Genomic DNA, 18,596 nt, shown 5'->3' on the forward strand with positions numbered 1-18,596 from the left:
TTCAAGGCGAGGCTGCATGACTGTCCCCTCCAGTGTTCCATGTTTTGGGATCAGGTTTTTGGCTACCTGTAATTACTCCAACCTTGTGGTCACTCTCTGTACTTTTGCGAACCTTGCTCTTACCTTGCCCCTTTTTAGGGGCTAAGAAATCTCGGGATAGCTAAACTCCAAGTTTCCCCAAGTCTTTTTAGGGCCTCCAAAATCTCCGGATACCTCACAGCAGCCCCTTTCCTTCAAGGCGAATGATTGTCCTCTCTTCGACGCTGCCGCCGCTGTTCCACGCTGCCCAGCCCGTACCGTGATAAGCGCCCTCGCTGACGATCTGTTCCCTGTACTGTTCCAGCCTGCGGATGTTCTGTGGGCTTCTCAGCCTGCGCAGGCCCTTGTATTCCAGCTTGCGGGCATACTCGGCATTACATCCCAGTCTGTCCCCTGCTTTTGCCAGTGTCAGTCCGTCATAATAGCGATACCGGATCGCTGCGGCCTGTTCCTGTTCGAGCGCATCAAGGCACTTGTCCAAAGCGGCGTGAAGCTGCTCGATATAAAACTGCTCCTCTGCATCCTCGTAAGCGTCCGTTGGGTCTGGTACAAGCTCGCCGCGGGCAGTCTCGCTTCCATCCTCGCCGCGTACAGGCTCGTCAAGGCTGACGCTTTGCCCGAGCGGGTCGTGCTTCTGCCGCTCCGTGCGCCAGCCGACCATATCAAAGAAAACCTGCCTGACCGGATACTTGAGAAACGACGCGAACAGAACGCCCCGTTCCGGCTCGTACAGCCGCACAGCGAGCGCGACCGCAAGGAAGAAGGATTGTTCCACGTCCTCCCATGTCACGCCCATAGCGGCCATCCTCGCACCTGCCTTGCGTGCCAGTTCGCGGAATATGGATGCAAGCAACCCGCGATTCTGCTCCCATAGCTGCGCCAGCGCGTCCCTGTCGCCTGTCTTGGCACGCACGCCAGTTCTTCATTTGTCATTGCGCATGACCTCCCGCTCGTGGTAGAATAAGACCACAAAGCAAGATCGAGCGGGAGAGCGGCAGGCCGTGCAGGGGCTTGCCGCTCTCTTGCTTTATCTCGATCACGTTTCGTTATTGAGTTTACTCGCCTTTCAGGGCATCAGCTACCATGTTCGACCAGAAGAAGTCATCCTTCTTGACAAGAGCGGCGGTCATGTCGCTTGTCAGCGCACCGCACATGGTCTCACCGAGTGCGTCCGCAGTCTGGGCGCGGGTTTGCTCCGTGTAGAAAGCCCGGTCAATGTGGATATCATTCTTGTGCGTGTAATCGAAGATCATGCGCAGCATAGTCATATTGTCCGCTTCTGTGTACTTGTCCACAAGGGCTTCCAGATCGCCCGGGGTAAGCGGTATCTGCCCATCAAACAGTTTGGCATCATCGGTGACCGCGCTGCCTTTCGCCTGGTATCGTTCTTTCAGCTGCTGCTTGTATGTATCGACGGTAGCAAGGATACTGTGGCGCCCCTCGATCAGTATATCCTCTTGTTCCTTCACCAGCACGCGGCGCTTGTCCATGTACGTGCTCTGCGCATAGTTATTGCGGTCGCTGTCCAGGGCGCGGATCTCCGCAGCTTTCGCGGCTGCCTTGTCGGCGTAGCTGATAGTGACATCCCGCAGTGTTTTTACAAATTCCATTTCGATTTTCCTTTCTGGATCGTGTAATATTTTCATACGGGCATGACCCCGTTTGAAAGCTAATGGTGTTTTTTGATTTCAGGTTTTTCAAGGTTTTCTCAGTTATCGGCAGTAATTTTCATGGTAGTTTATGACTGTTGCCCACCGGCCGCGCTGTAGATCAGTGCTGCGCCGCTTTCATCGCCTGCGCTACCAGCTTCGAGCAGCCCAGCGCTTCCCTGTCTCCATATCCCGCATCCTCACACAGTAACGCAAAGATGTACCGCAGCAGCGCCCGCTTGTCCGCTGCCATCAGGCGCGGGTATTCCTGCACCTTGCCCAGCATCGGCTCGGCTTCCGTCCGGTCGATCTCGCCGGAGCGGTACCCCGCCTAGATCCGTCGGGCGGCGATGTATTGCAGGCGCTCGGTCTCGCTCAGGCCGACAGGGATGGGGCAGCCGTGATATGCGGCTTTCTTCAGGTCGGTGAAGGTCATAGGGACGATCTCCTCCCCTCCGCCACGCCCTCCGCGATATCGAGTATCGCACAGCCGCAACGGCCGGAATTACACACCACATACCATGCACATTGCGCTTTGACACACTCTGCCGAGGCCGTAGTTCTGCCATAAGCGGCCATCAGCAGCGGGCAGTATTTCGCCTCGTCCATGTTCTCACCCCCTTCCTGACAGGTACAAAGCGCCCTGTTGATAAATGCAATCCCAATTCAAAAGCCGCTGTTCCCGCATGCCGATCCTTTGCAATCTGGGTAGACACAAAAACCAAGTCGCTGCGTTCGGCTTCATCGTCGTACATATCCGGCCGGTGCATCAGCAAGACCGCGTCCGCATCCTGCTCTATCGCGCCGCTGTCCCGCAGGTCGGCAAGCCCTGGCTTTTTGTCTGCTCGCTGTTCGCTGGCGCGATTGAGTTGCGCAAGGCATAGGACCGGTACTTTGAGCGAACGGGCAAGGGTTTTCAGGCTGTTCGAGATGGCGGTGATTTCCTCGTACCGGCTTGACCGGCTTCGTTCAGGCCGCAGTAGGCCGAGATAATCGACCACGACCAACGACAGCCCTTTGACCTTGCGCGCCATAGACCGCACATCGAGAACCGTGCAGCCAGCCTTTCCGTTGGCATATAGCGGCAGGCGTGAAAGTTCGACGTTTGCGGCCTGTACTTGCTGCCATTCTTCGGCAGATAAATTTTCGTCCAGCAATAACCGGGTCGAGGATATTCCTGTCCGTCTCGATAATCGCCGTGCTTGAAGCTGGGAAACATCCATTTCCAAAGACACGAACAGTACCGCGCCACCGTGCTCCGCAACATTGTCCGCGATCTGCAGGGCTAAAGCAGTCTTGCCGCATCCGGGTCGCGCCGCCAGTATGTAGAGTCCACCCGGAAGCATACCGCCGCCTAAGGTGTCGTCAACCGATGCAAGGCCGGTTTTGACCAGTCTCCCGCTTATTTCATCGCGGAAGCTGTAAAAGCCTGCTGCAATATCAAGGCCATTCAAAAGCTGACCGCTGTCCCGCTCGTCCATCGCCTGTATCTGCTGCTCTGCTTCCTCGATCAGGGCTTCTGGTTCACCGCCCTTGCGCGCCCCTTCGGCCAGCGTATTGCCTATTTTGGCCAATTCGCGCCGCCGCGCTTCTTTTCGGACAAGTTCTATATTCTGGTCGATCGCACTTTTAGCGCAAGCAATCTGCATTAGTTGAAATAGATATTCACGATCCAGACCTGCATCAGCAATCGACGGCGCGTCCGGGGTTTTGCTCTCAGATTCCAACCGTCGAGCCGCTTCATAGGCGTTTTGGTTCCACTCGCATAACAGATCGTCGCGGTGCAGCTTGTTCAGTACGACGTGCCACAAGGACGCATCAACCAGGCATGCCCCGATTATGGCATTCTCCGCATTCAAAATATCAGTCGTCACACACGCACACCTCATTCCCGTTTTCGTCTGTTATTAAGCGTAGCTTTGGGGTTCGAGGTTTGCCCGGCGGCTCGCCGCTGGTGTGCCCGCTCTCCCATGAACGGATCGCCGCTTTCCAGCTTTCCATTGGTGTATTCCCCAACATCCAGCCGCGCGCCTCGTAGTAGTCGATGAACCTTTGCGGGGAAATATTGTTTTTCCGTTCCCGGCAGTATGCCTCGACTTCCTCCACAGTTGGCGGTACAAAATTTGAGCGCGTGTCCTCGGCAACCGAAGGTTGCCCTATACACACACTATCTACATCTCCATTTACATTACCATTTACATCTACATTAACAGCTTCGTTTGCTTCGTTTTGCTTCGCGCGTTGAACGTTTGCTTCATTTTGCTTCGAAATCGAAGCATTTGCTTCGTTTGCTTGCTTTTGCTTCCTCGTCTTTCCGCTGGCCTTTCCGCCTTCCCGACCAGCCGCAACACGTTTTGCGCGCGTGTCCTCCCACTTCGCAAAATCACGGTCAAGCTGGGAAGAAATGAAGGAAAAGGCTATAGCGGTTATGGAATCGAGTTCTGGAATATCTTCTCCAGCCGCCCGTGATAAGATCGCGGTGAACAATGCGCCGCGCTGCTCCATAGTTAGAGGTTTGATATGCTCTCCATACTCGGTGTATAGTACAAAACTGCGATTGATATGTCCTCACCACCTCACACGCCCGCTCGCTCATCGACACGCCGGATACCGTGCACCTGCTCATGCTTGGGTTCTCCTTCTGTCGGTCGCTCGAGATAGGCCAGCAGCGCATCATAATTGATAAGGCGGCCGCGGCCTACCTGCACGCTCGGGATAATACCCCGGCGGATCAGCGTGCGGATCATATTCAGCGTGACCGGCGTAGCGGGGTCGTCCTTGCGCAGTTCTTCCAGCGCCTGCGCGGGGAACCTCATGCGAACTGTGCTCATTCTTGCACCTCCTTTATAATATCCGTTACTTCAACTTTAAGTATTTGTGCCACCCTTCCGACCACATCAGGCCGCACGTCACCTCCACGCCGAATCTTTCGCAGTGTTTGCGGAGACACCCCTGCTCTCAATGCCGACATTGCCTTACAGCGTTTTGCCAAAGCGATATCAAGTTTGGCTGCATCGATCACCATGCATTCTTCCTCCTTTCGAATTGTTCCGTTTGGAGTTGTCACAAAGTTATATTAGCACTATATAGAACATTTTTCAAGATGAATTTCAAAAATAATTGTTCCATTTAGTTCCGATATGTGATATACTAATTGCACGAGGTGATATTATGGATCCGCAATTTGGAATGCAGATACGGAAAATGAGAAAATCTTTCGGTCTTACACAAGCAGAATTTGCTCAAAAAAGCGGCATTTCTATGATGAGTTTGCGAAGATACGAAACCAATGAACGGCAGCCCACCATGCAAATAATTACCCGTATGGCTGCCGCGCTTGGACTTACGGTAGGTGAGTTTCTTTGGAATGAAGGCTCGAATCTACATCGTTTGCGAGCTCCACTATCCAACGAAATGCTAAAACGCGTCGGCTTTCAAGACATTTTGTCTTATTTGGGGTACGAAATTGAGACAACCGAAATCCCTGAAGACGAGCAAGTGGGTTTGATAAATGCAGGCTATGAACTCGAAGATGATGGTTCGCCCGATATTGTGTGGATTCGGGACATTAAAGGGGAAAAATGCTATCAAGTCACCTGGGAGCAAATCCATACGCTCAATGATGAAATATGCAATTTTTCGGAATTCATGGCAAAAAAACTTATCTCTTCTTCGAAGGTGATCAAACGGCCAAATCAGCACTATGCTGTGAATTTTTCGGATTGAAAGAAGGGGTGATTTTATGGCCACAATCACAAAACGCGGCAACAGCTACCGGATCACAGTATCCTGTGGGTACGACCTGAACGGCAAGCAGCTCCGCCGCACTATGACATGGATGCCGCCCGATGGCATGACCGCAAAGCAGATCCAGAAAGAGGCTAACCGGCAGGCCGTGCTGTTCGAGGAAAAATGCCGTACCGGTCAGGTGTTGGACGGCAGCATTCGGTTTGCCGACTTTGCCGAAAAGTGGTTCAAGGACTATGCGGAAAAGCAGCTCCGGCCGACCACGGTTGCTCGCTATCATCTGCTTATGCCACGCATAAATGCGGCGATAGGGCACATCCGACTCGATAAGATACGGCCGCATCATCTCATGCAGTTCTATAATAATCTTGCAGAAAACGGCGTGAGGGAAGATACACGGTATCAAAGCGCCGTCGATTTCAAAGAGTTGCTCAAAAGGCACGGCATGACCAAACGGGAGTTCGCCAAACAAGCTAACGTCTCTGTTTATGTGCTGGACAGCATAACTCGCGGCGATAATATAAGCGATACCAGCGCATACAAAATCGCGCGTACCTTGCAGCGCCCGCTCGATGACATATTTCGTCCATCAGAGGGCAAGGACACACTTTCAGTAAGTACCATTCTGCACCACCATAGGCTAATTTCCTCCATGCTGTCTACTGCGGTTAAGTGGCAGCTGATCTTTTCCAATCCGTGCAGCCGTGTTGTACTACCCAAGAACAAACGAAAAGAAGCGGTCTATCTGGATGAAGAGCAGGCAACACAACTCCTACACGCCTTAGAGAATGAAAGCGTTCAGCATCAAGTCATTGTTAAGCTGCTGCTTTTTACCGGAATGCGGCGTGGCGAGCTGTGCGGGCTGGAATGGAAGGACATAGACTTCGAGCGGGCGGTTATTTCCGTGCGGCGTTCGTCCTTGTACCTATCCGGCAAGGGTGTATTCGAGGACGAAACCAAAAACGAGACCTCTGAGCGCTGCATGAAAGTTTCTGATGATGTGATAGCTATGCTGCGCATCTGGCGTGCGGAACAAGCAAAAGAGCGACTGCGGCTGGGCGATCAATGGCAGAACAGCGACCGCCTGTTTACCGCGTGGAATGGCGCACCCATTCGCCCGGATGTTATCACAGCATGGTTTCACAAGTTTGTTACAAAGAACGGTTTGCCGCCTATTCACATTCACTCACTGCGGCATACTAACGCGACACTGCTTATTGCAGCAGGAACAAATTTGACAACGGTTGCCGCTCGGCTGGGTCACGCCAACACGACCACCACCAGCAAGATTTATGCACATGCGATACGGTCAGCCGATGAAGCGGCTGCCGAAGCCTTGCAGGACATTCTTCACCCCGTCAGGAAGCAGGCATAAAAAAAGTGTTCTCACCAACGGGAACACCTGATTTCAGGTATGATAAACACCAAATAAACACCAATGCGCTTTTGTTTTCGGTATAAGCTACTCGTAAAATGCAAAAAACCGCCTATTCTTGCGAATAAACGGTTTTTCTTTGGTACGCCCGATGCGATTCGAACGCACGGCCTTTGGAGTCGGAGTCCAACGCTCTATCCAGCTGAGCTACGGGCGCGGGTACAAAAAGTATTATACCAGCTTTTCCGCAGTTTGTAAAGCATCCACTTCCGGCTTTTTCTTTTTCGGCTTCTTTTTATAGCGGTCTTCTTCCGAGAAGATGCAGCCGCAGTATTTCTGCATGTACAGGCCCAGTTCACGCGCCCTGTCCTGCCCCTCGCGGAAGCGGGGCGAAAAGTCCCTGTGCAGGTACTGCACGCCGTATTTTTCCGCCGCCCGTTCGGCCGCCTCGCGCATGAGCGCATGGTTCTGGTACGGGCTGACGAACAGCGTGGACGTGAACTGGTCAAACCCATGCTCCGCCGCATAGCGTGCGGTTTCTTCAAACCGCAGAGTATAGCAGAATGTGCAGCGGTTGTCAAAATTGGGGTACACCCCCTCAATAAACCGCCGCAGGCCGTATTCATTTTCGATCTCCAGCTTGAGGTCAATGCTTTTCGCATACTCGACCAGCGTATTCTTGCGCATCTTATATTCCGTAAACGGATGGATATTCGGGTTGTACCAAAATCCCACCGGCTCGATGCCCTCCTGCCGCAGCGTATCGATGCAGGCGATCGAGCAGGGCGCGCAACAGATGTGCAGCAGCGTTTTCATGTGCTATCCCTCCCTCTGTTTTGTTATTCTATCATATTCCGGCCGCTCTTGCAAAGCCCGTCCAAAGCCGTTATACTGGAATCACAGAGAGAAAGGAGGCTTCCCCTTATGAAAGATATTGCCTACTACAATGGCGCGATCGGCCGCATCGACGAGATCCGCGCACCGATCACCGACCGCGGCCTTTACTTTGGCGACGGTGTTTACGACGCCGCTATGGTGCGGAACAAAAAAATATTCGCGCTCGCGGACCATCTTGACCGCTTTTATAACAGCCTGGCGCTGCTCCGTATCGATCCGCCAATGGAGCGGGACGCACTCGCCGCCGTGCTGAACGACCTTGTCGCCCGTCTGGATTCGGACGCGCCGCATATGCTCTACTGGCAGTCCACCCGCGCGGCGGCACACCGCATGCACGCGTTCCCCAAGGGTGCAAAATCCACCCTGATGGCTTTTTCCGAGGCGTGCAGCCTCGACAGGCAGGACAGGCCCTACAAGCTGATTACGGTTGAGGACACCCGCTTCCTGCACTGTAACATCAAAACGCTCAACCTCATCCCCAACTGCATGGCCATGCAGCGGGCAGCCGAGGCCGGCTGCGACGAGGTCGTATTCCATCGGGGCGAACGCGTGACCGAGGGCGCCCATTCCGGCCTTGCGATGCTTAAGGACGGTGTGTTCTGTACCCCGCCAGCGGACGAGCTGATCCTGCCCAGCATTACACGCAAGCACTTCCTCGAGCTGTGCGGTAAGCTCGGCATTCCGTCGCGCATCGCGCCGTTCACGGTCGATGAATTGCTACAGGCAGATGAAATCATGATCCTGTCTACTGGCTCGCACTGTATTGCGGTCAGCGAGATTGACGGGCGGCCGGTCGGCGGCCACGACGCCGACCGGCTGGACAGGCTGCAAACCGCTTATCAAGAGTGGTTCGACGCGCAAACCGCCGGATAAACGAAAGGAGCCGTTATGCCATCTATCCTCATTATCGGCGGCGGGCCGGCCGGACTGAGTGCCGCAATCTATGCCGCGCGTGCTAATATTCCAACCACCGTACTGTATAAGGATGGCGGCGCGCTGGGCAGGACGGAAAAAATCGAGAACTATTTCGGCTTTGTCGAGCCGCTTTCGGGTCCCGACCTACTGGCGCGCGGCCGCGCCCAGGCCGCCCGTCTGGGCGTGACCCTTACCGAAGCCGAGGTCACCGGTATCGAATACGCGGAAGTCGGCTTTTCTGTCAAATCCACAGGCGGCGCGTTCCCTGCGGACGCGGTTATTCTGGCAACGGGCGCGCCGCGCGCGGTCCCCCCAATCCCGGGCGTACTGAAATTTGAGGGGCGCGGCGTCAGCTATTGTGCGGTATGCGACGCTTTCTTTTACCGCGGCAAGCCGGTCGCTGTGCTGGGGCAGGGAGAGTATGCACTGGAGGAGACTCGCACCCTGCTGCCGGTCGCGTCCTCTGTTACGCTGCTGACAGCGGGCGGCGCGTTGCAGGCGGCTGTCCCCGCCGGCCTGTCGGTCGATACCCGTCTGGTCACGGCGGTCGAAGGTACCGATCGGGTGACGCAGGTCGTCTTTGAAAGCGGCGAACCGTTGCCGGTGGACGGTGTGTTCATCGCCTACGGCACGGCAGGCAGCGCGGATTTTGCCCGCAAGCTGGGCGCTCAGCTTGAAAACGGCCGCATCCAGACCGATATCGGCATGGCAACCGCAGTCCCCGGCCTGTTTGCGGCCGGAGACTGCACGGGAGGGCTACTACAGGTCTCCAAGGCCGTATCGGACGGAGCGCAGGCCGCTATGAGCGCGGTCAAATTCCTCCGCAAATAATGCTGTTTAATCTCCCCCGCCTGCCGGCGGGGGATTTTTCATTGACAAACGCTGTTCCAACCGTTATAATATTAGTAAATTAGTAATTTAGTAAATTCAAAGGAAGGAGCTTCCCATGGAAAAGCAGCAGCGGCGCAAAGCCGTGGCAGCCTACAAGGCGCGCCGCCAGCAGGGCGGGGTTTTCCAGATCCGCAACACACAGACCGGACGCATCCTGCTGCGCCGCACGCTCGACTTGCGCGGCAGCGAAAACCGCTTCCAGTTCGCGCAGATGACCGGTTCCTGCACCGACCACGCCCTGCAGGCGGACTGGCAAAACGGTGGCTGGGCATTCGTTTTTGAGGTGTTGGAGGTACTGACCCAAAAGGAGACGCAGACCGAAGCCGAATTCAAAAGCGATATTGAAGCGTTGTTCGAGCTATGGCAGGAAAAGCTGGCGGACGCACCGCAATACTGAAAAAGGAAACGCCCCACCTCCCAGTCTTGTTTTTTCCAAAACCGCTTCGACGCTTGCGGTTTTGGAAAAACGGTGCGCTTTCGGGTGAAATTACTGTCTTACTTTGCGGTACGGTGCGTTAAAATACATTGATTGTCTTGTTCCTATACAAAACTTTGAGGGGGAATAGCGCCATTATATTTTTAGGGGAATCCCCCTTGTGCGAGATCCCCAAAAAACGAAATATGTCTCAGAGTTAGATTGCATAGTGGCTTGGAACCTTCAAACAAGTGTTGAGCAGATACGAAACAGAGCAACGTGTGCCCCAAATTGCTCTTGTTCAGTCATTTGCACAAAAATCAAAATTTACACAGATTACTTGCTGGGAGGTTCTTCTGAAAAAGCCACATTTAATCCCCTGTGTGGCCTTGACTGACCGCCTTTTTACAGAATCTTTTTTGATGTCACAGTGCAATTGCAGCTCGATGCTCCATGCCTATCCTGTGTAATCGATTTGATGAACAAACAGGTCCGAAACAGCATTTTCAAGGTGTAAAAGGATGCCGCTCTGCAATGTATTGTGGCTTTGGGATACGTTTAATGTATCACTTGAAGTACGAATTAACGGTACGGCGTATCATCCCAAACAGATTTCTGTGGAAGTGCATGAAGTAGTCCATACCTACATCAACGAAAGGCAGGAATACCGTTCGCATAGTGGAAACTTGGAACCAACAAAGAATGTCAATTTCTAAATCTCCACTTCGTTAAGATTGAAAGTAGCTACTCCATCCCCGCGTATGCAGAGCCTATCATTGGAACATATTTCCTACAGCGCATACAGGTTTCCTTTGATGATATGTCGTGATACTGTCCGCCTCGAATGCTGCTGAGGTGGTCGTCTCCGCCTTATATAAATCTGCAATATCATATACGAATGACAACTGTTTGCCGGCGTAAATAAAGCCACGCCCTGGAGAGCAGCCCAGCGATACGATTGCAGCATGGCACAAGCCATACCATAAGCATCGCATCGGCTTCCGACATCGCTTGATTGACCGGACCCACCATATCACAATCCTGATTTTTGTAGAAACGCTTATTCCACTTAACGCCAGTTATACGGCGGGCAAGCTCATACGCTTTACGTACGCGGATCCCCTCCATGCCGCGAATTTGCTGCAAGGTCAGGTGATCTGTTTTTACTTTTGGGAAGCGGAGTGCGTACATCCGCCTCACCGCCTGCATATGCAGTTCTTCATCCATGAACAGAGCAGATTCTTTGCGCTTCTCATCTCTCCAATTCCCGCCGCATAAAACAGGTAGTTCCTTCACCGCACCAGATCGCCATACATCCATTTTCACAAATTGCACGAACACCGCATGGGTCACGCTTGTTCCCGATCCAAGCAACAAGCAGGTCATGGCTGCAATCGGAATAGGAAGTCCATCTTTTGGAATGGCAATAATAGCAGCATCATTCTGCTCAATAGCAGCATGCTCCAAGTAGAGATATGTAATGCTGTCCCTTAATTTCGGCAGTTCCTGCAAATTTTTCATCCTTGCCTCCGCAACAAAGGCATTCCCATTCCATATGCTTTTCCAGCACCAATGCATTCTTCCGCCTTGCTCCCGCGCATGATTTCCCATCATGTGGACGCTTTCCTTCTCGTTTGCCTGCAACAGATCAAATCCGTATTGCGCCGCCTTGTGCAAGGGCCATTCCAGCCGCCCTGTTTTTTCACGCAGGATCCGTCGGCGGCTGTTTTAATGTCCCTCCGCCGCCACTTTTTAGTTGGGGCAGTCAGAAGATCTCCCCTCCAAATCTGCCCTAATTCCTTTAACCAATCTGTCAGATCCCGTTCGCCGGCAAAAGCCATCCCTGCAGTCAACGCGCTCTGATCTACTGGTGTAGTTGAATACAGGTACTGCGCCGTCATCCCCCGATCAGCACGCAGGCGGTATAGGATTTCAGATTCTTTTCTGCCGCTTTGAAACAGTCCGCTTACCAGACGGCGCATCTGCTGGCAGTCTCCCATCGCCCGTTGAATCGCGCGCACTTGCGGGCGCAAGTCAATTCTTGTCAGATACATCATTCTCCTCCTTGCTATCACGCCGCGCCACACGCGTCTCTGCTCAAATTGACGGCTGCCCATCTCCCCCCTGCCATTCTGGCGCGTCATCAATGTCAAGTTCGACTACTCCGGTTCGCACTCGTAATGCGACGGAAACTGCGCCCCGCCAAACATGCAGATTTTTGGCACGCCGGTATCGTCACGGTTCAAATTGGTCGGCGGATAATTCTTAATCATGTGGATTTCATACAGCATCAGGTATTTTCTCCTCGTATAATGTATTTACAGACAAAGAATGACCGGAAGGACAGCTTCATCATTGCCCAGATCATGCGCTTCGGACAGTTCTTCGTCACGAATCTGTCACTTGTTTTCAGACACCTTTGGCGCTGCCTCCCAAAAAATACTCTCCCAATATCCCACGCCGGAGGAGTTGTTGTCCATTTCCACCCGCATACTCTCTAATCTTCTGGCGAAAGCCAGCCACGGCCGATTAGGAAAAGAGAAAGCTGCGGCAGCCGATTCTTTCGGGGTGAACTTTGCCAAGGACGCTTTTGTATTTCAGAGCCGGCAACTCATTGAACATTGGCGTTTCTGGAGGGACAAATCGTGGAGCTGGAGGCTCAAATATCCTCTCTGCTGAAGCAGACCGGCAGCTGCATCACTACCATTCCTGGCATTTAGGACATCCTTTATTTTGAGCAAAGCTGGAGACATCCACCGCTTTGACGCCCCAACAAGCTGGCTGCCTTTGCCGGGTTGGATGTGCGGGTCACACAGTACGGAGAGTTTATCGGAACCCGGCAGGAAATTTCCAAACGCGGTTCGCCCTATCTCCGGAAGGCTGTCTGGCTTGCCGCCTCAAGGGCGGCTTTTTACGCCCCCGTTCTCTCAGAGTATTATCAATCCCTCCTTGCCCGCGGCAAACACCATCTCACCACCATCTGCTCTGTTTCCAGAAAGTTATGCAACACCATCCACACCATCCTTAAAGAGGAAAGGCTGTGGCAGCCGGTACCACCCAGATACAAAACGTGTCGAATAATACCGAACAATAGCGACAAATAGCGCTTTTCCTGCTTTACACTTTCACTGCCAGTGGACTACTGTAGAGCGCAGTATCCGAACCGCTGTGGAAAGGGCCTATAAGATCAATCCCATCCTGTTGTGCAAGATAGCTGGCTATCCCCTGACCTGTATCCCTACCGCCTCTGAATTTATTGAGATCATCGCTTCTTACATACTGCATCCCTCTCAACCGCAGACTGCTCCGCGGCACCTTATCATACTCTGATCACTTCTCATCTTTCTTTCACCTTTTTCGTACTAACCTCTTAACTTTTTATAGCTGGTCTTTCCCCTCTCGCACCTCCCTTATTTTCGCCTACACATTGATGGGATTTTACCATTATAGTTAATTGTTAAAATTTCCCTAACAGTGCATCCCAACTGATCTGTCTGGTTAATATTTATTTATCATTTCCCAGCTTTATTATTTCAACTCAATCCGCCATTCTTTTCCATACTATAAATGTTCTCAGTTTTTTGAGCATTTCCATGCAGCATCCGTTTGCAAACCATTTATCGTTTGTCAGACATCATCTCACTTCGTATTCCTGACGCTATTTCATATGGCTTTCTTATAATCCAGCAATATAAGAGCGCCCTCAACCAAATCGTTCAGGGCGCTCCGTTTTTCCATATATGCCAATATTGTCACAATTCGTTTATGGTTTCTGTGATCGCCATACGGCGTATCCGTTTGGACGGCGCATAGACCGCTGCGGCCGTCGCACTCAGCACAAACAGCAAAATGATACAAAGCGCCGGCACCGGCAGGCTCCATGTGTGATAGGGGAAATGACTGGTAATCAACTTGTCATACAGCAGCCTGCTCAGCGACAGCCCTGCCGCGCAGCCTATGATACAGCCGGAAAACGCATAGGTAGCCGCTTCCGCCGCTATCATCCCTGTCAACTGTCGCCCGTCCATCCCCACCGCCCGCATGGCGCCATATTGCTTCATCCTTGCGGACACGCTCATGGAAATGCTGTTGACGATATTGAACACGGTAATCAGGGCGATGACTGCCAGGAACCCGTAGATAAACAGGCTGAATGCCCAATAGGTGCTTCGGTCGCCCTCGTCCCGCCTGTCTGTAAATTCGTACCGGCCGTTTACCAGATCACGGATTGCAGCTACATCCTGGTCGGCCGCGCTCTTCGCCACCTGTATGTCGATGATCGCATAATCCCGCATGCCTGTCAGCCGCGTAAAGGTTTCCTCGGAGCAGATGAGGATGATCTCCCCATCCGTCCGGCCGCTGTTGGAAAACGGGCTGTATTTCAGCATACCGGCGATCTCCACCTCGAAACCGCCGAGCTGGATTTTGTCCCCGACATCAAGCGGAACATCCTTATCCCAGATGGCCAGCACATAGCCGCTGTCCCCATATACCTTGGACAGGTCGCTCCCCTTCCGCAGCATATCATCGTCTGGGAGCCAGCCCAGTTGTGACTCGTCATAAGAAATCAGATCCACCGTCGTCTGCTCTGTATCCACATCGAATGCTGCCGGAATATTTTCCGCATACATCCGCCCATACGCATGCGTCACGCCTTCCATGCCGCTGATTGTGTCTACCAGCGCATGGTTCACCGTATTGGAGTAAGCACTACTTGCGATCGTCAGATTGGGCGCGGACAGCGACGTCGGCAGCAGGCACCCCAGCAGTTCCACCAGCACGGAAAAGCACAGGAACAGGATGATGCTGAGTGCGAACGAGCCCGACATCAGGAACAGGTTTTTCTTTGCCGAAACCGCATGGGAAACACCCAGCGAGGACTCGATCTTCAAAAAACGCGCTTTTGCCCTGTGCGGTTTGCGCTTTCCGCCCGCCGCATTGCCGGACACCGCCGCAATCGGCGAAACCCTTGCTGCGCGCTTTGCCGGGGATTGGGCCGCGATCCAAACCGTCAGCACGCCGAGCACCGCACCGCTGACAATGCCGACTGTGCTCACCCCGAACACCGTGATTTCGGAAAATTCGCCGCCGACCAGATACCGCAGCACCGCGTTCAGACCCCACGCGAGACATGTGCCGAGCAGCACGCCGATCGGCACGGCTGTTTTGCACCAGTTCAGCGCCTCCAGCCGCACAAAGCGGACAACCTGCTGTTTGCTCATGCCGACGCAGCGCATCATGCCGAAGAACTGCGTCCGCTGGGCGATCGTGCTGTTCAGGCTGCCCGAAATCATCAGCACGCCTGCGATCAGCACCAGCAGGAACAAAATAATAACCAGCGGATACACGTTTTTCACCAGCGTATTGTCGCTCAGCCCTGCCAGTCCCATGAGGATAAAGTTCTGCTGGACGTCCGCATCCGCCAGACCGCACTGTTCCTTGATCTCCGCGATCGCCTTTTTCATGTTGGCATGGCTGCCAAACTGCACATAATACGAGGCGCTGCCCGTATCGCCGTTATCCTGCATGATCCTGCGGAACGCGGATATGTTCATGAACACGCCGACCTGATCCTCATCCACCAGCAAGGCTGTCGTCTCGCCGCTGCCGTTGTTGTTGGCGTACCGACTGTCGTCGCTGCGAAAGCCCGTTACACGGAATGTATAGCTGCCGGCAGGCGTGTCCAGTTCCATGCTTTCGCCCACCGTCACACCGAGCAGCTCCTTCGCATTCGGTGTGAGGATGGCTGCATCATCCGCCTGCACACTGGAAGCCTCGTCAAAGTATCGCATGATATCTGTTCGGAAGGGTTCTTCGATACCGCACAGGGCAGCCTGCCTGCCGTCGATCGTATATGCCCTGCTCTGATCGAGGTTGACCACATCATACCACGACGCAGCGGCCACATCCGTGCGTGCGCGGATCGTTTCCGCATCGCTTTCCGTGATATTCCGGATCTGGATATGCCAGTTCCCGTGCGTTTCCTTTGTGTGCATGGTCTCGGACTGCACCAGCATATCCGCCATGCTGAAAATCGCCGTGACAAGGAATACCGCAAAGATGATGCAAAGCAGCGTCATGCGGCTTTGCCGCCGGTGCACCTTCGCCGAAATCGGGATCAGGCTGAGATAGCTCCTCATTCCCGGCACCTCCCGAAATCGGTCAGCACGCCGTCGGATACCCGCAAAATCCGGTCCGCGGTCTGCGCAATGCTCCGGCTGTGGGTAATCAGGATAATGGTCTGCTCATAGCTTCTGGAAGCCTGCTTCAACAGGGCAATGACCTCGCTGCTGTTCTGCGTATCGAGGTTGCCCGTCGGCTCGTCGGCAAGGATCAGCGCAGGGCGGGTGATCAGCGCGCGCCCGATCGCCACGCGCTGCTGCTGGCCGCCGGACAGCTGGCTGGGCAGATGATGGCGGCGCTCCTGCAAATTGAGCACGGTCAGCAGTTCTTCCAGATAGGCTTTGTCCGGTTTCCGGTAGTCCAGCAGGACAGGGAATTCGATATTCTGTTCCACGGTCAGCTCTGGGATCAGGTTAAAACTCTGAAAGATAAAGCCGATGTTCCGGCGGCGGAAAATCGTCAGGCTGCGCTCCTTCATGGAGAAAATATCCCGGCCATCGATCCATACCTTGCCGGAGGTCGGCGTGTCCAGCGCACCGATCAGGTTGAGCAGCGTGCTCTTGCCCGAGCCGGACTCCCCGACCACGGCGACAAATTCGCCTTTGGGAACCGTGAAGCTCGCATTTTTCAATGCATGTACGGCAACTTTGCCGCTCCCATAGGTTTTGCAAACGTTTTGCACCTCTAATAGATCCATTCGGTCTCACACCTCTTTCTGATTCGGTATAGAAAGAGTACCACGCGCGCCCTACTGCCGGATGACACACAGCCTACAATTTTGTAGGAATCAGAAAATTCATGGTAAAGGTCGTGCCGGCGCTCAGCTCGCTGTCCACCTCGATGGTGCCGTTATGCGCTTCCACGATCGCCCTGGTCAGCGCAAGCCCCAGCCCGATCCCCTGCGTATCCTTGGAAAAGCGGCTGCGGTAAAAGCGCTTGAAAATATGCGGCAGGTCCTCCGGGTGGATGCCGCTGCCGTTGTCGCGCACCACGATCTGGACAACCGACGCAAATGCCCGCCATGTGATGCGGATTTCATCACCTTGGGCGGTATGGTCCAGGGCGTTTTTCACGAGATTGCCGACCGCTTCCATCAGCCAGTTCCGGTCGCACCACAGCGTTGCCGCATCATCACCGGACAAGATCAGCGTTTTCCCCTCCTGCGCTGCTCGATAAGCAGACTGTGTTTCGATCCTGCCCATCATTTCGGATATGTTGTGCTCCGCCTTTTCAATCACGATCGTTCCCGCGTCCAGTTTGGTGATTTTGAGCAGGTTCTGGACCAGTGTTTCGATCCGGTCGAGTTCCTGTTCGGAGAGGGACGCAAATTCCCGGATGGTTTGTGCATCGTCTGCATCTTTCTGTATAATGCCGTTAAAGATATTCAGCGCAGCCAGCGGGGTTTTCAGCTGGTGGGAAATATCCGAAATGGTATCCTTCATAAACCGTTTGGAGCGTCTCTCGTTTTCGGCGTGGGCGTTCAGGACAGCGACAAGCGAGTTGACCTCGTGGAACAGGCGGTACAGTTCGCCTTCTTCGTCGCATTCGATCCGGGCGTTCCGGTTCCCCGCGATATAGTCTTTGATCTGCGCCGCGGCGTTTTCGATCATCCTGCTCTGCGCCCGGAAATACAGATACAGCGCAGCGAAAACAGCAATCCCCATGCCGGCACACGACAAAAGCGCATAAACCGCCGCATGCTGTAATTCCATCCCAGCACAGACGACAGAAAAGATGGAAAATGCAGCGATTATCAGCAGCACTGCATAGAGCAGCCGCTTGATTTTCCGGTTCACCAGTATTTTCATCACGCATCCCGCCCCGCTGTATTCCACTTATAGCCCATCCGGCGGACAGTCACGATGTTTTGCGGATTGGCAGGGTCGTCCTCAATTTTCGTGCGCAGCCGGCGGATATAGACCGTTAGGGTGCTGCTGTCGATATAGTTTTCCTCGCAGTCCCACAGCCTGCCCAAAATCTGCTCCGGCGAAAGCACGATGTCTGGGTTCTCCATGAACAGGCACAGCAGCTTGTATTCGCTGGCCGTCAGGTCGATCGGTGCCCCGTTTTTATAGACCTCCCGCTTGAGCTGCAACACCTTGATGCCGTTGGAGTTGAGTTCCGGCTCGGTCCGGCTGAAGTTTTCGCTCCGGCGAAGTAGCGCATTGACGCGGGAAAGGAATACCGCCAGCTTGAAAGGCTTGGTAATATAATCGTCGCCGCCGATGTCCAGCCCCATGGTGATGTCGGTCTCCTCGTCCGCCGCGGTCAGGAACATGACCGGCACCCTGGATGTTTCCCGGATCTTCCTGCACAGATCATAGCCCGAGCCGTCCGGAAGTGCCACGTCCAGAATGACCAGATCATAGGTTCCATCCTGCCACAGTTGTTCCGCTTCCATGCTGGTTCGCGCGATGTCGATCTCATATCCCTGCTTTTTCAGGGCAAATGACAGGCCGCCGATCAGACTCAGGTCGTCTTCTACAAAAAATATCCGCTTCATTGGCTGCTACCATCCTTATCCAATATCCTCCGCCTTTTCATT

General features: G+C 53.8%; 23 protein-coding genes and 1 tRNA gene. 7 read left to right on the forward strand and 17 right to left on the reverse strand.

The window, feature by feature from the left end; all coding sequences use genetic code 11:
• Positions 1-214: 214 nt before the first annotated feature.
• From DBQ51_RS03150 to DBQ51_RS03175, 8 genes are all read right to left on the reverse strand, one after another.
• The gene (locus DBQ51_RS03150) at positions 215-952 is read right to left on the reverse strand and encodes a sigma-70 family RNA polymerase sigma factor (protein ID WP_107630758.1); all 738 of its coding nucleotides are present in this window, start codon (positions 950-952) and stop codon (positions 215-217) included.
• Positions 953-1,094: 142 nt separating this feature from the next.
• A complete protein-coding gene (locus DBQ51_RS03155; RefSeq protein ID WP_107630759.1) occupies positions 1,095-1,649 on the reverse strand; it encodes a hypothetical protein in 555 nt (184 codons plus the stop codon).
• A 160-nt stretch (positions 1,650-1,809) separates the two neighbouring features.
• On the reverse strand, positions 1,810-1,974 hold the full coding sequence (locus tag DBQ51_RS16435; RefSeq protein WP_159068056.1) for a hypothetical protein: 165 nt from the start codon (positions 1,972-1,974) through the stop codon (positions 1,810-1,812).
• A 146-nt stretch (positions 1,975-2,120) separates the two neighbouring features.
• Positions 2,121-2,297, reverse strand: a complete 177-nt coding sequence (locus tag DBQ51_RS16440) for a hypothetical protein (protein WP_159068057.1) — start codon at positions 2,295-2,297, stop codon at positions 2,121-2,123.
• Positions 2,267-3,562: a replicative DNA helicase gene (locus DBQ51_RS03160; protein WP_159068058.1), complete on the reverse strand. Its 1,296-nt coding sequence runs from the start codon at positions 3,560-3,562 to the stop codon at positions 2,267-2,269. Before DBQ51_RS03160 ends, DBQ51_RS16440 begins: the two co-directional genes overlap by 31 nt.
• The gene (locus tag DBQ51_RS03165; RefSeq protein WP_277997738.1) at positions 3,552-4,250 is read right to left on the reverse strand and encodes a DUF6291 domain-containing protein; all 699 of its coding nucleotides are present in this window, start codon (positions 4,248-4,250) and stop codon (positions 3,552-3,554) included. Before DBQ51_RS03165 ends, DBQ51_RS03160 begins: the two co-directional genes overlap by 11 nt.
• A 14-nt stretch (positions 4,251-4,264) precedes the next feature.
• On the reverse strand, positions 4,265-4,519 hold the full coding sequence (locus DBQ51_RS03170; RefSeq protein ID WP_107630762.1) for a helix-turn-helix domain-containing protein: 255 nt from the start codon (positions 4,517-4,519) through the stop codon (positions 4,265-4,267).
• A complete protein-coding gene (locus DBQ51_RS03175) occupies positions 4,516-4,713 on the reverse strand; it encodes a hypothetical protein (protein WP_107630763.1) in 198 nt (65 codons plus the stop codon). The genes DBQ51_RS03170 and DBQ51_RS03175 overlap by 4 nt, the downstream gene beginning before the upstream one ends.
• Before the next feature lie 146 nt (positions 4,714-4,859).
• Between DBQ51_RS03175 and DBQ51_RS03180 the strand changes: the two genes are divergently transcribed.
• Together DBQ51_RS03180 and DBQ51_RS03185 are read left to right on the forward strand one after the other, a co-directional pair.
• Positions 4,860-5,414: a helix-turn-helix domain-containing protein gene (locus DBQ51_RS03180; RefSeq protein ID WP_107630764.1), complete on the forward strand. Its 555-nt coding sequence runs from the start codon at positions 4,860-4,862 to the stop codon at positions 5,412-5,414.
• Between the two features lie 16 nt (positions 5,415-5,430).
• Positions 5,431-6,810 carry a tyrosine-type recombinase/integrase gene (locus DBQ51_RS03185; RefSeq protein WP_107630765.1) on the forward strand — a complete coding sequence of 460 codons (1,380 nt, stop codon included), beginning with the start codon at positions 5,431-5,433 and terminating at the stop codon, positions 6,808-6,810.
• Between the two features lie 140 nt (positions 6,811-6,950).
• Here the strand turns inward: DBQ51_RS03185 and DBQ51_RS03190 are convergent.
• Positions 6,951-7,027 (reverse strand) — tRNA-Arg (locus tag DBQ51_RS03190).
• A 14-nt stretch (positions 7,028-7,041) separates the two neighbouring features.
• Positions 7,042-7,626: an epoxyqueuosine reductase QueH gene (locus DBQ51_RS03195; protein ID WP_054328233.1), complete on the reverse strand. Its 585-nt coding sequence runs from the start codon at positions 7,624-7,626 to the stop codon at positions 7,042-7,044.
• A 108-nt stretch (positions 7,627-7,734) separates the two neighbouring features.
• Between DBQ51_RS03195 and DBQ51_RS03200 the strand changes: the two genes are divergently transcribed.
• The 3 genes from DBQ51_RS03200 to DBQ51_RS03210 all read left to right on the forward strand — a co-directional run bounded on the left by DBQ51_RS03200 (position 7,735) and on the right by DBQ51_RS03210 (position 9,910).
• The gene (locus tag DBQ51_RS03200) at positions 7,735-8,580 is read left to right on the forward strand and encodes an aminotransferase class IV (protein WP_107630766.1); all 846 of its coding nucleotides are present in this window, start codon (positions 7,735-7,737) and stop codon (positions 8,578-8,580) included.
• Positions 8,581-8,595: 15 nt separating this feature from the next.
• Positions 8,596-9,453, forward strand: coding sequence for an NAD(P)/FAD-dependent oxidoreductase (locus DBQ51_RS03205; protein WP_107630767.1), 858 nt, complete (start codon positions 8,596-8,598; stop codon positions 9,451-9,453).
• Between the two features lie 115 nt (positions 9,454-9,568).
• Entirely contained in the window at positions 9,569-9,910 is a 342-nt protein-coding gene (locus DBQ51_RS03210) for a GIY-YIG nuclease family protein (RefSeq protein WP_107630768.1), read from the forward strand.
• A gap of 906 nt (positions 9,911-10,816) precedes the next feature.
• Here DBQ51_RS03210 and DBQ51_RS03215 read toward each other — a convergent pair.
• The 3 genes from DBQ51_RS03215 to DBQ51_RS03225 all read right to left on the reverse strand — a co-directional run bounded on the left by DBQ51_RS03215 (position 10,817) and on the right by DBQ51_RS03225 (position 12,219).
• The gene (locus tag DBQ51_RS03215) at positions 10,817-11,542 is read right to left on the reverse strand and encodes a CRISPR-associated endonuclease Cas1 (protein ID WP_107630769.1); all 726 of its coding nucleotides are present in this window, start codon (positions 11,540-11,542) and stop codon (positions 10,817-10,819) included.
• Positions 11,539-11,985 (reverse strand): type I-E CRISPR-associated protein Cas6/Cse3/CasE, encoded by a 447-nt coding sequence (locus tag DBQ51_RS03220; RefSeq protein WP_159068059.1) that lies wholly within the window; start codon positions 11,983-11,985, stop codon positions 11,539-11,541. Before DBQ51_RS03220 ends, DBQ51_RS03215 begins: the two co-directional genes overlap by 4 nt.
• 102 nt (positions 11,986-12,087) lie before the next feature.
• Entirely contained in the window at positions 12,088-12,219 is a 132-nt protein-coding gene (locus tag DBQ51_RS03225) for a type I-E CRISPR-associated protein Cas7/Cse4/CasC (RefSeq protein ID WP_107630771.1), read from the reverse strand.
• A gap of 486 nt (positions 12,220-12,705) precedes the next feature.
• Here DBQ51_RS03225 and DBQ51_RS17500 point away from each other — a divergent pair, with 486 nt between their 5' ends.
• Both DBQ51_RS17500 and DBQ51_RS17505 read left to right on the forward strand, forming a co-directional pair.
• Positions 12,706-13,032: a transposase gene (locus tag DBQ51_RS17500; protein ID WP_107630772.1), complete on the forward strand. Its 327-nt coding sequence runs from the start codon at positions 12,706-12,708 to the stop codon at positions 13,030-13,032.
• Positions 13,019-13,258 (forward strand): sporulation initiation factor Spo0A C-terminal domain-containing protein, encoded by a 240-nt coding sequence (locus DBQ51_RS17505; RefSeq protein ID WP_107630773.1) that lies wholly within the window; start codon positions 13,019-13,021, stop codon positions 13,256-13,258. Before DBQ51_RS17500 ends, DBQ51_RS17505 begins: the two co-directional genes overlap by 14 nt.
• 422 nt (positions 13,259-13,680) lie before the next feature.
• On the opposite strand, the gene DBQ51_RS03240 is transcribed toward DBQ51_RS17505, so the two are convergent.
• The 4 genes from DBQ51_RS03240 to DBQ51_RS03260 form a co-directional block, all read right to left on the reverse strand.
• The gene (locus DBQ51_RS03240; RefSeq protein WP_242977809.1) at positions 13,681-16,068 is read right to left on the reverse strand and encodes an ABC transporter permease; all 2,388 of its coding nucleotides are present in this window, start codon (positions 16,066-16,068) and stop codon (positions 13,681-13,683) included.
• A complete protein-coding gene (locus DBQ51_RS03250) occupies positions 16,065-16,748 on the reverse strand; it encodes an ABC transporter ATP-binding protein (RefSeq protein WP_107630774.1) in 684 nt (227 codons plus the stop codon). The genes DBQ51_RS03240 and DBQ51_RS03250 overlap by 4 nt, the downstream gene beginning before the upstream one ends.
• 73 nt (positions 16,749-16,821) lie before the next feature.
• Positions 16,822-17,715: a sensor histidine kinase gene (locus tag DBQ51_RS03255; RefSeq protein WP_407923277.1), complete on the reverse strand. Its 894-nt coding sequence runs from the start codon at positions 17,713-17,715 to the stop codon at positions 16,822-16,824.
• A 143-nt stretch (positions 17,716-17,858) separates the two neighbouring features.
• Positions 17,859-18,554 carry a response regulator transcription factor gene (locus tag DBQ51_RS03260; protein ID WP_107630776.1) on the reverse strand — a complete coding sequence of 232 codons (696 nt, stop codon included), beginning with the start codon at positions 18,552-18,554 and terminating at the stop codon, positions 17,859-17,861.
• Positions 18,555-18,596: the final 42 nt, after the last annotated feature.

It is taken from the genome of Agathobaculum massiliense (assembly GCF_900291975.1).
Lineage (GTDB): Bacteria > Bacillota > Clostridia > Oscillospirales > Butyricicoccaceae > Agathobaculum > Agathobaculum ammoniilyticum.

What these genes read in the sequence shown, in the direction of transcription:
- DBQ51_RS03200 (WP_107630766.1), top strand. Translation starts at nt 7,735, where the DNA reads ATGAAAGATATTGCCTACTACAATGGCGCGATCGGCCGCATCGACGAG.
- DBQ51_RS03260 (WP_107630776.1), bottom strand. Translation starts at nt 18,554, where the DNA reads ATGAAGCGGATATTTTTTGTAGAAGACGACCTGAGTCTGATCGGCGGC.
- DBQ51_RS03225 (WP_107630771.1), bottom strand. Translation starts at nt 12,219, where the DNA reads ATGCTGTATGAAATCCACATGATTAAGAATTATCCGCCGACCAATTTG.
- DBQ51_RS03255 (WP_407923277.1), bottom strand. Translation starts at nt 17,715, where the DNA reads ATGGGGATTGCTGTTTTCGCTGCGCTGTATCTGTATTTCCGGGCGCAG.
- DBQ51_RS03185 (WP_107630765.1), top strand. Translation starts at nt 5,431, where the DNA reads ATGGCCACAATCACAAAACGCGGCAACAGCTACCGGATCACAGTATCC.
- DBQ51_RS03175 (WP_107630763.1), bottom strand. Translation starts at nt 4,713, where the DNA reads ATGGTGATCGATGCAGCCAAACTTGATATCGCTTTGGCAAAACGCTGT.
- DBQ51_RS03210 (WP_107630768.1), top strand. Translation starts at nt 9,569, where the DNA reads ATGGAAAAGCAGCAGCGGCGCAAAGCCGTGGCAGCCTACAAGGCGCGC.
- DBQ51_RS16435 (WP_159068056.1), bottom strand. Translation starts at nt 1,974, where the DNA reads ATGCTGGGCAAGGTGCAGGAATACCCGCGCCTGATGGCAGCGGACAAG.
- DBQ51_RS03240 (WP_242977809.1), bottom strand. Translation starts at nt 16,068, where the DNA reads ATGAGGAGCTATCTCAGCCTGATCCCGATTTCGGCGAAGGTGCACCGG.
- DBQ51_RS16440 (WP_159068057.1), bottom strand. Translation starts at nt 2,297, where the DNA reads ATGGACGAGGCGAAATACTGCCCGCTGCTGATGGCCGCTTATGGCAGA.
- DBQ51_RS03155 (WP_107630759.1), bottom strand. Translation starts at nt 1,649, where the DNA reads ATGGAATTTGTAAAAACACTGCGGGATGTCACTATCAGCTACGCCGAC.
- DBQ51_RS03215 (WP_107630769.1), bottom strand. Translation starts at nt 11,542, where the DNA reads ATGATGGGAAATCATGCGCGGGAGCAAGGCGGAAGAATGCATTGGTGC.
- DBQ51_RS03170 (WP_107630762.1), bottom strand. Translation starts at nt 4,519, where the DNA reads ATGAGCACAGTTCGCATGAGGTTCCCCGCGCAGGCGCTGGAAGAACTG.
- DBQ51_RS03195 (WP_054328233.1), bottom strand. Translation starts at nt 7,626, where the DNA reads ATGAAAACGCTGCTGCACATCTGTTGCGCGCCCTGCTCGATCGCCTGC.
- DBQ51_RS03220 (WP_159068059.1), bottom strand. Translation starts at nt 11,985, where the DNA reads ATGATGTATCTGACAAGAATTGACTTGCGCCCGCAAGTGCGCGCGATT.
- DBQ51_RS03250 (WP_107630774.1), bottom strand. Translation starts at nt 16,748, where the DNA reads ATGGATCTATTAGAGGTGCAAAACGTTTGCAAAACCTATGGGAGCGGC.
- DBQ51_RS03180 (WP_107630764.1), top strand. Translation starts at nt 4,860, where the DNA reads ATGGATCCGCAATTTGGAATGCAGATACGGAAAATGAGAAAATCTTTC.
- DBQ51_RS03205 (WP_107630767.1), top strand. Translation starts at nt 8,596, where the DNA reads ATGCCATCTATCCTCATTATCGGCGGCGGGCCGGCCGGACTGAGTGCC.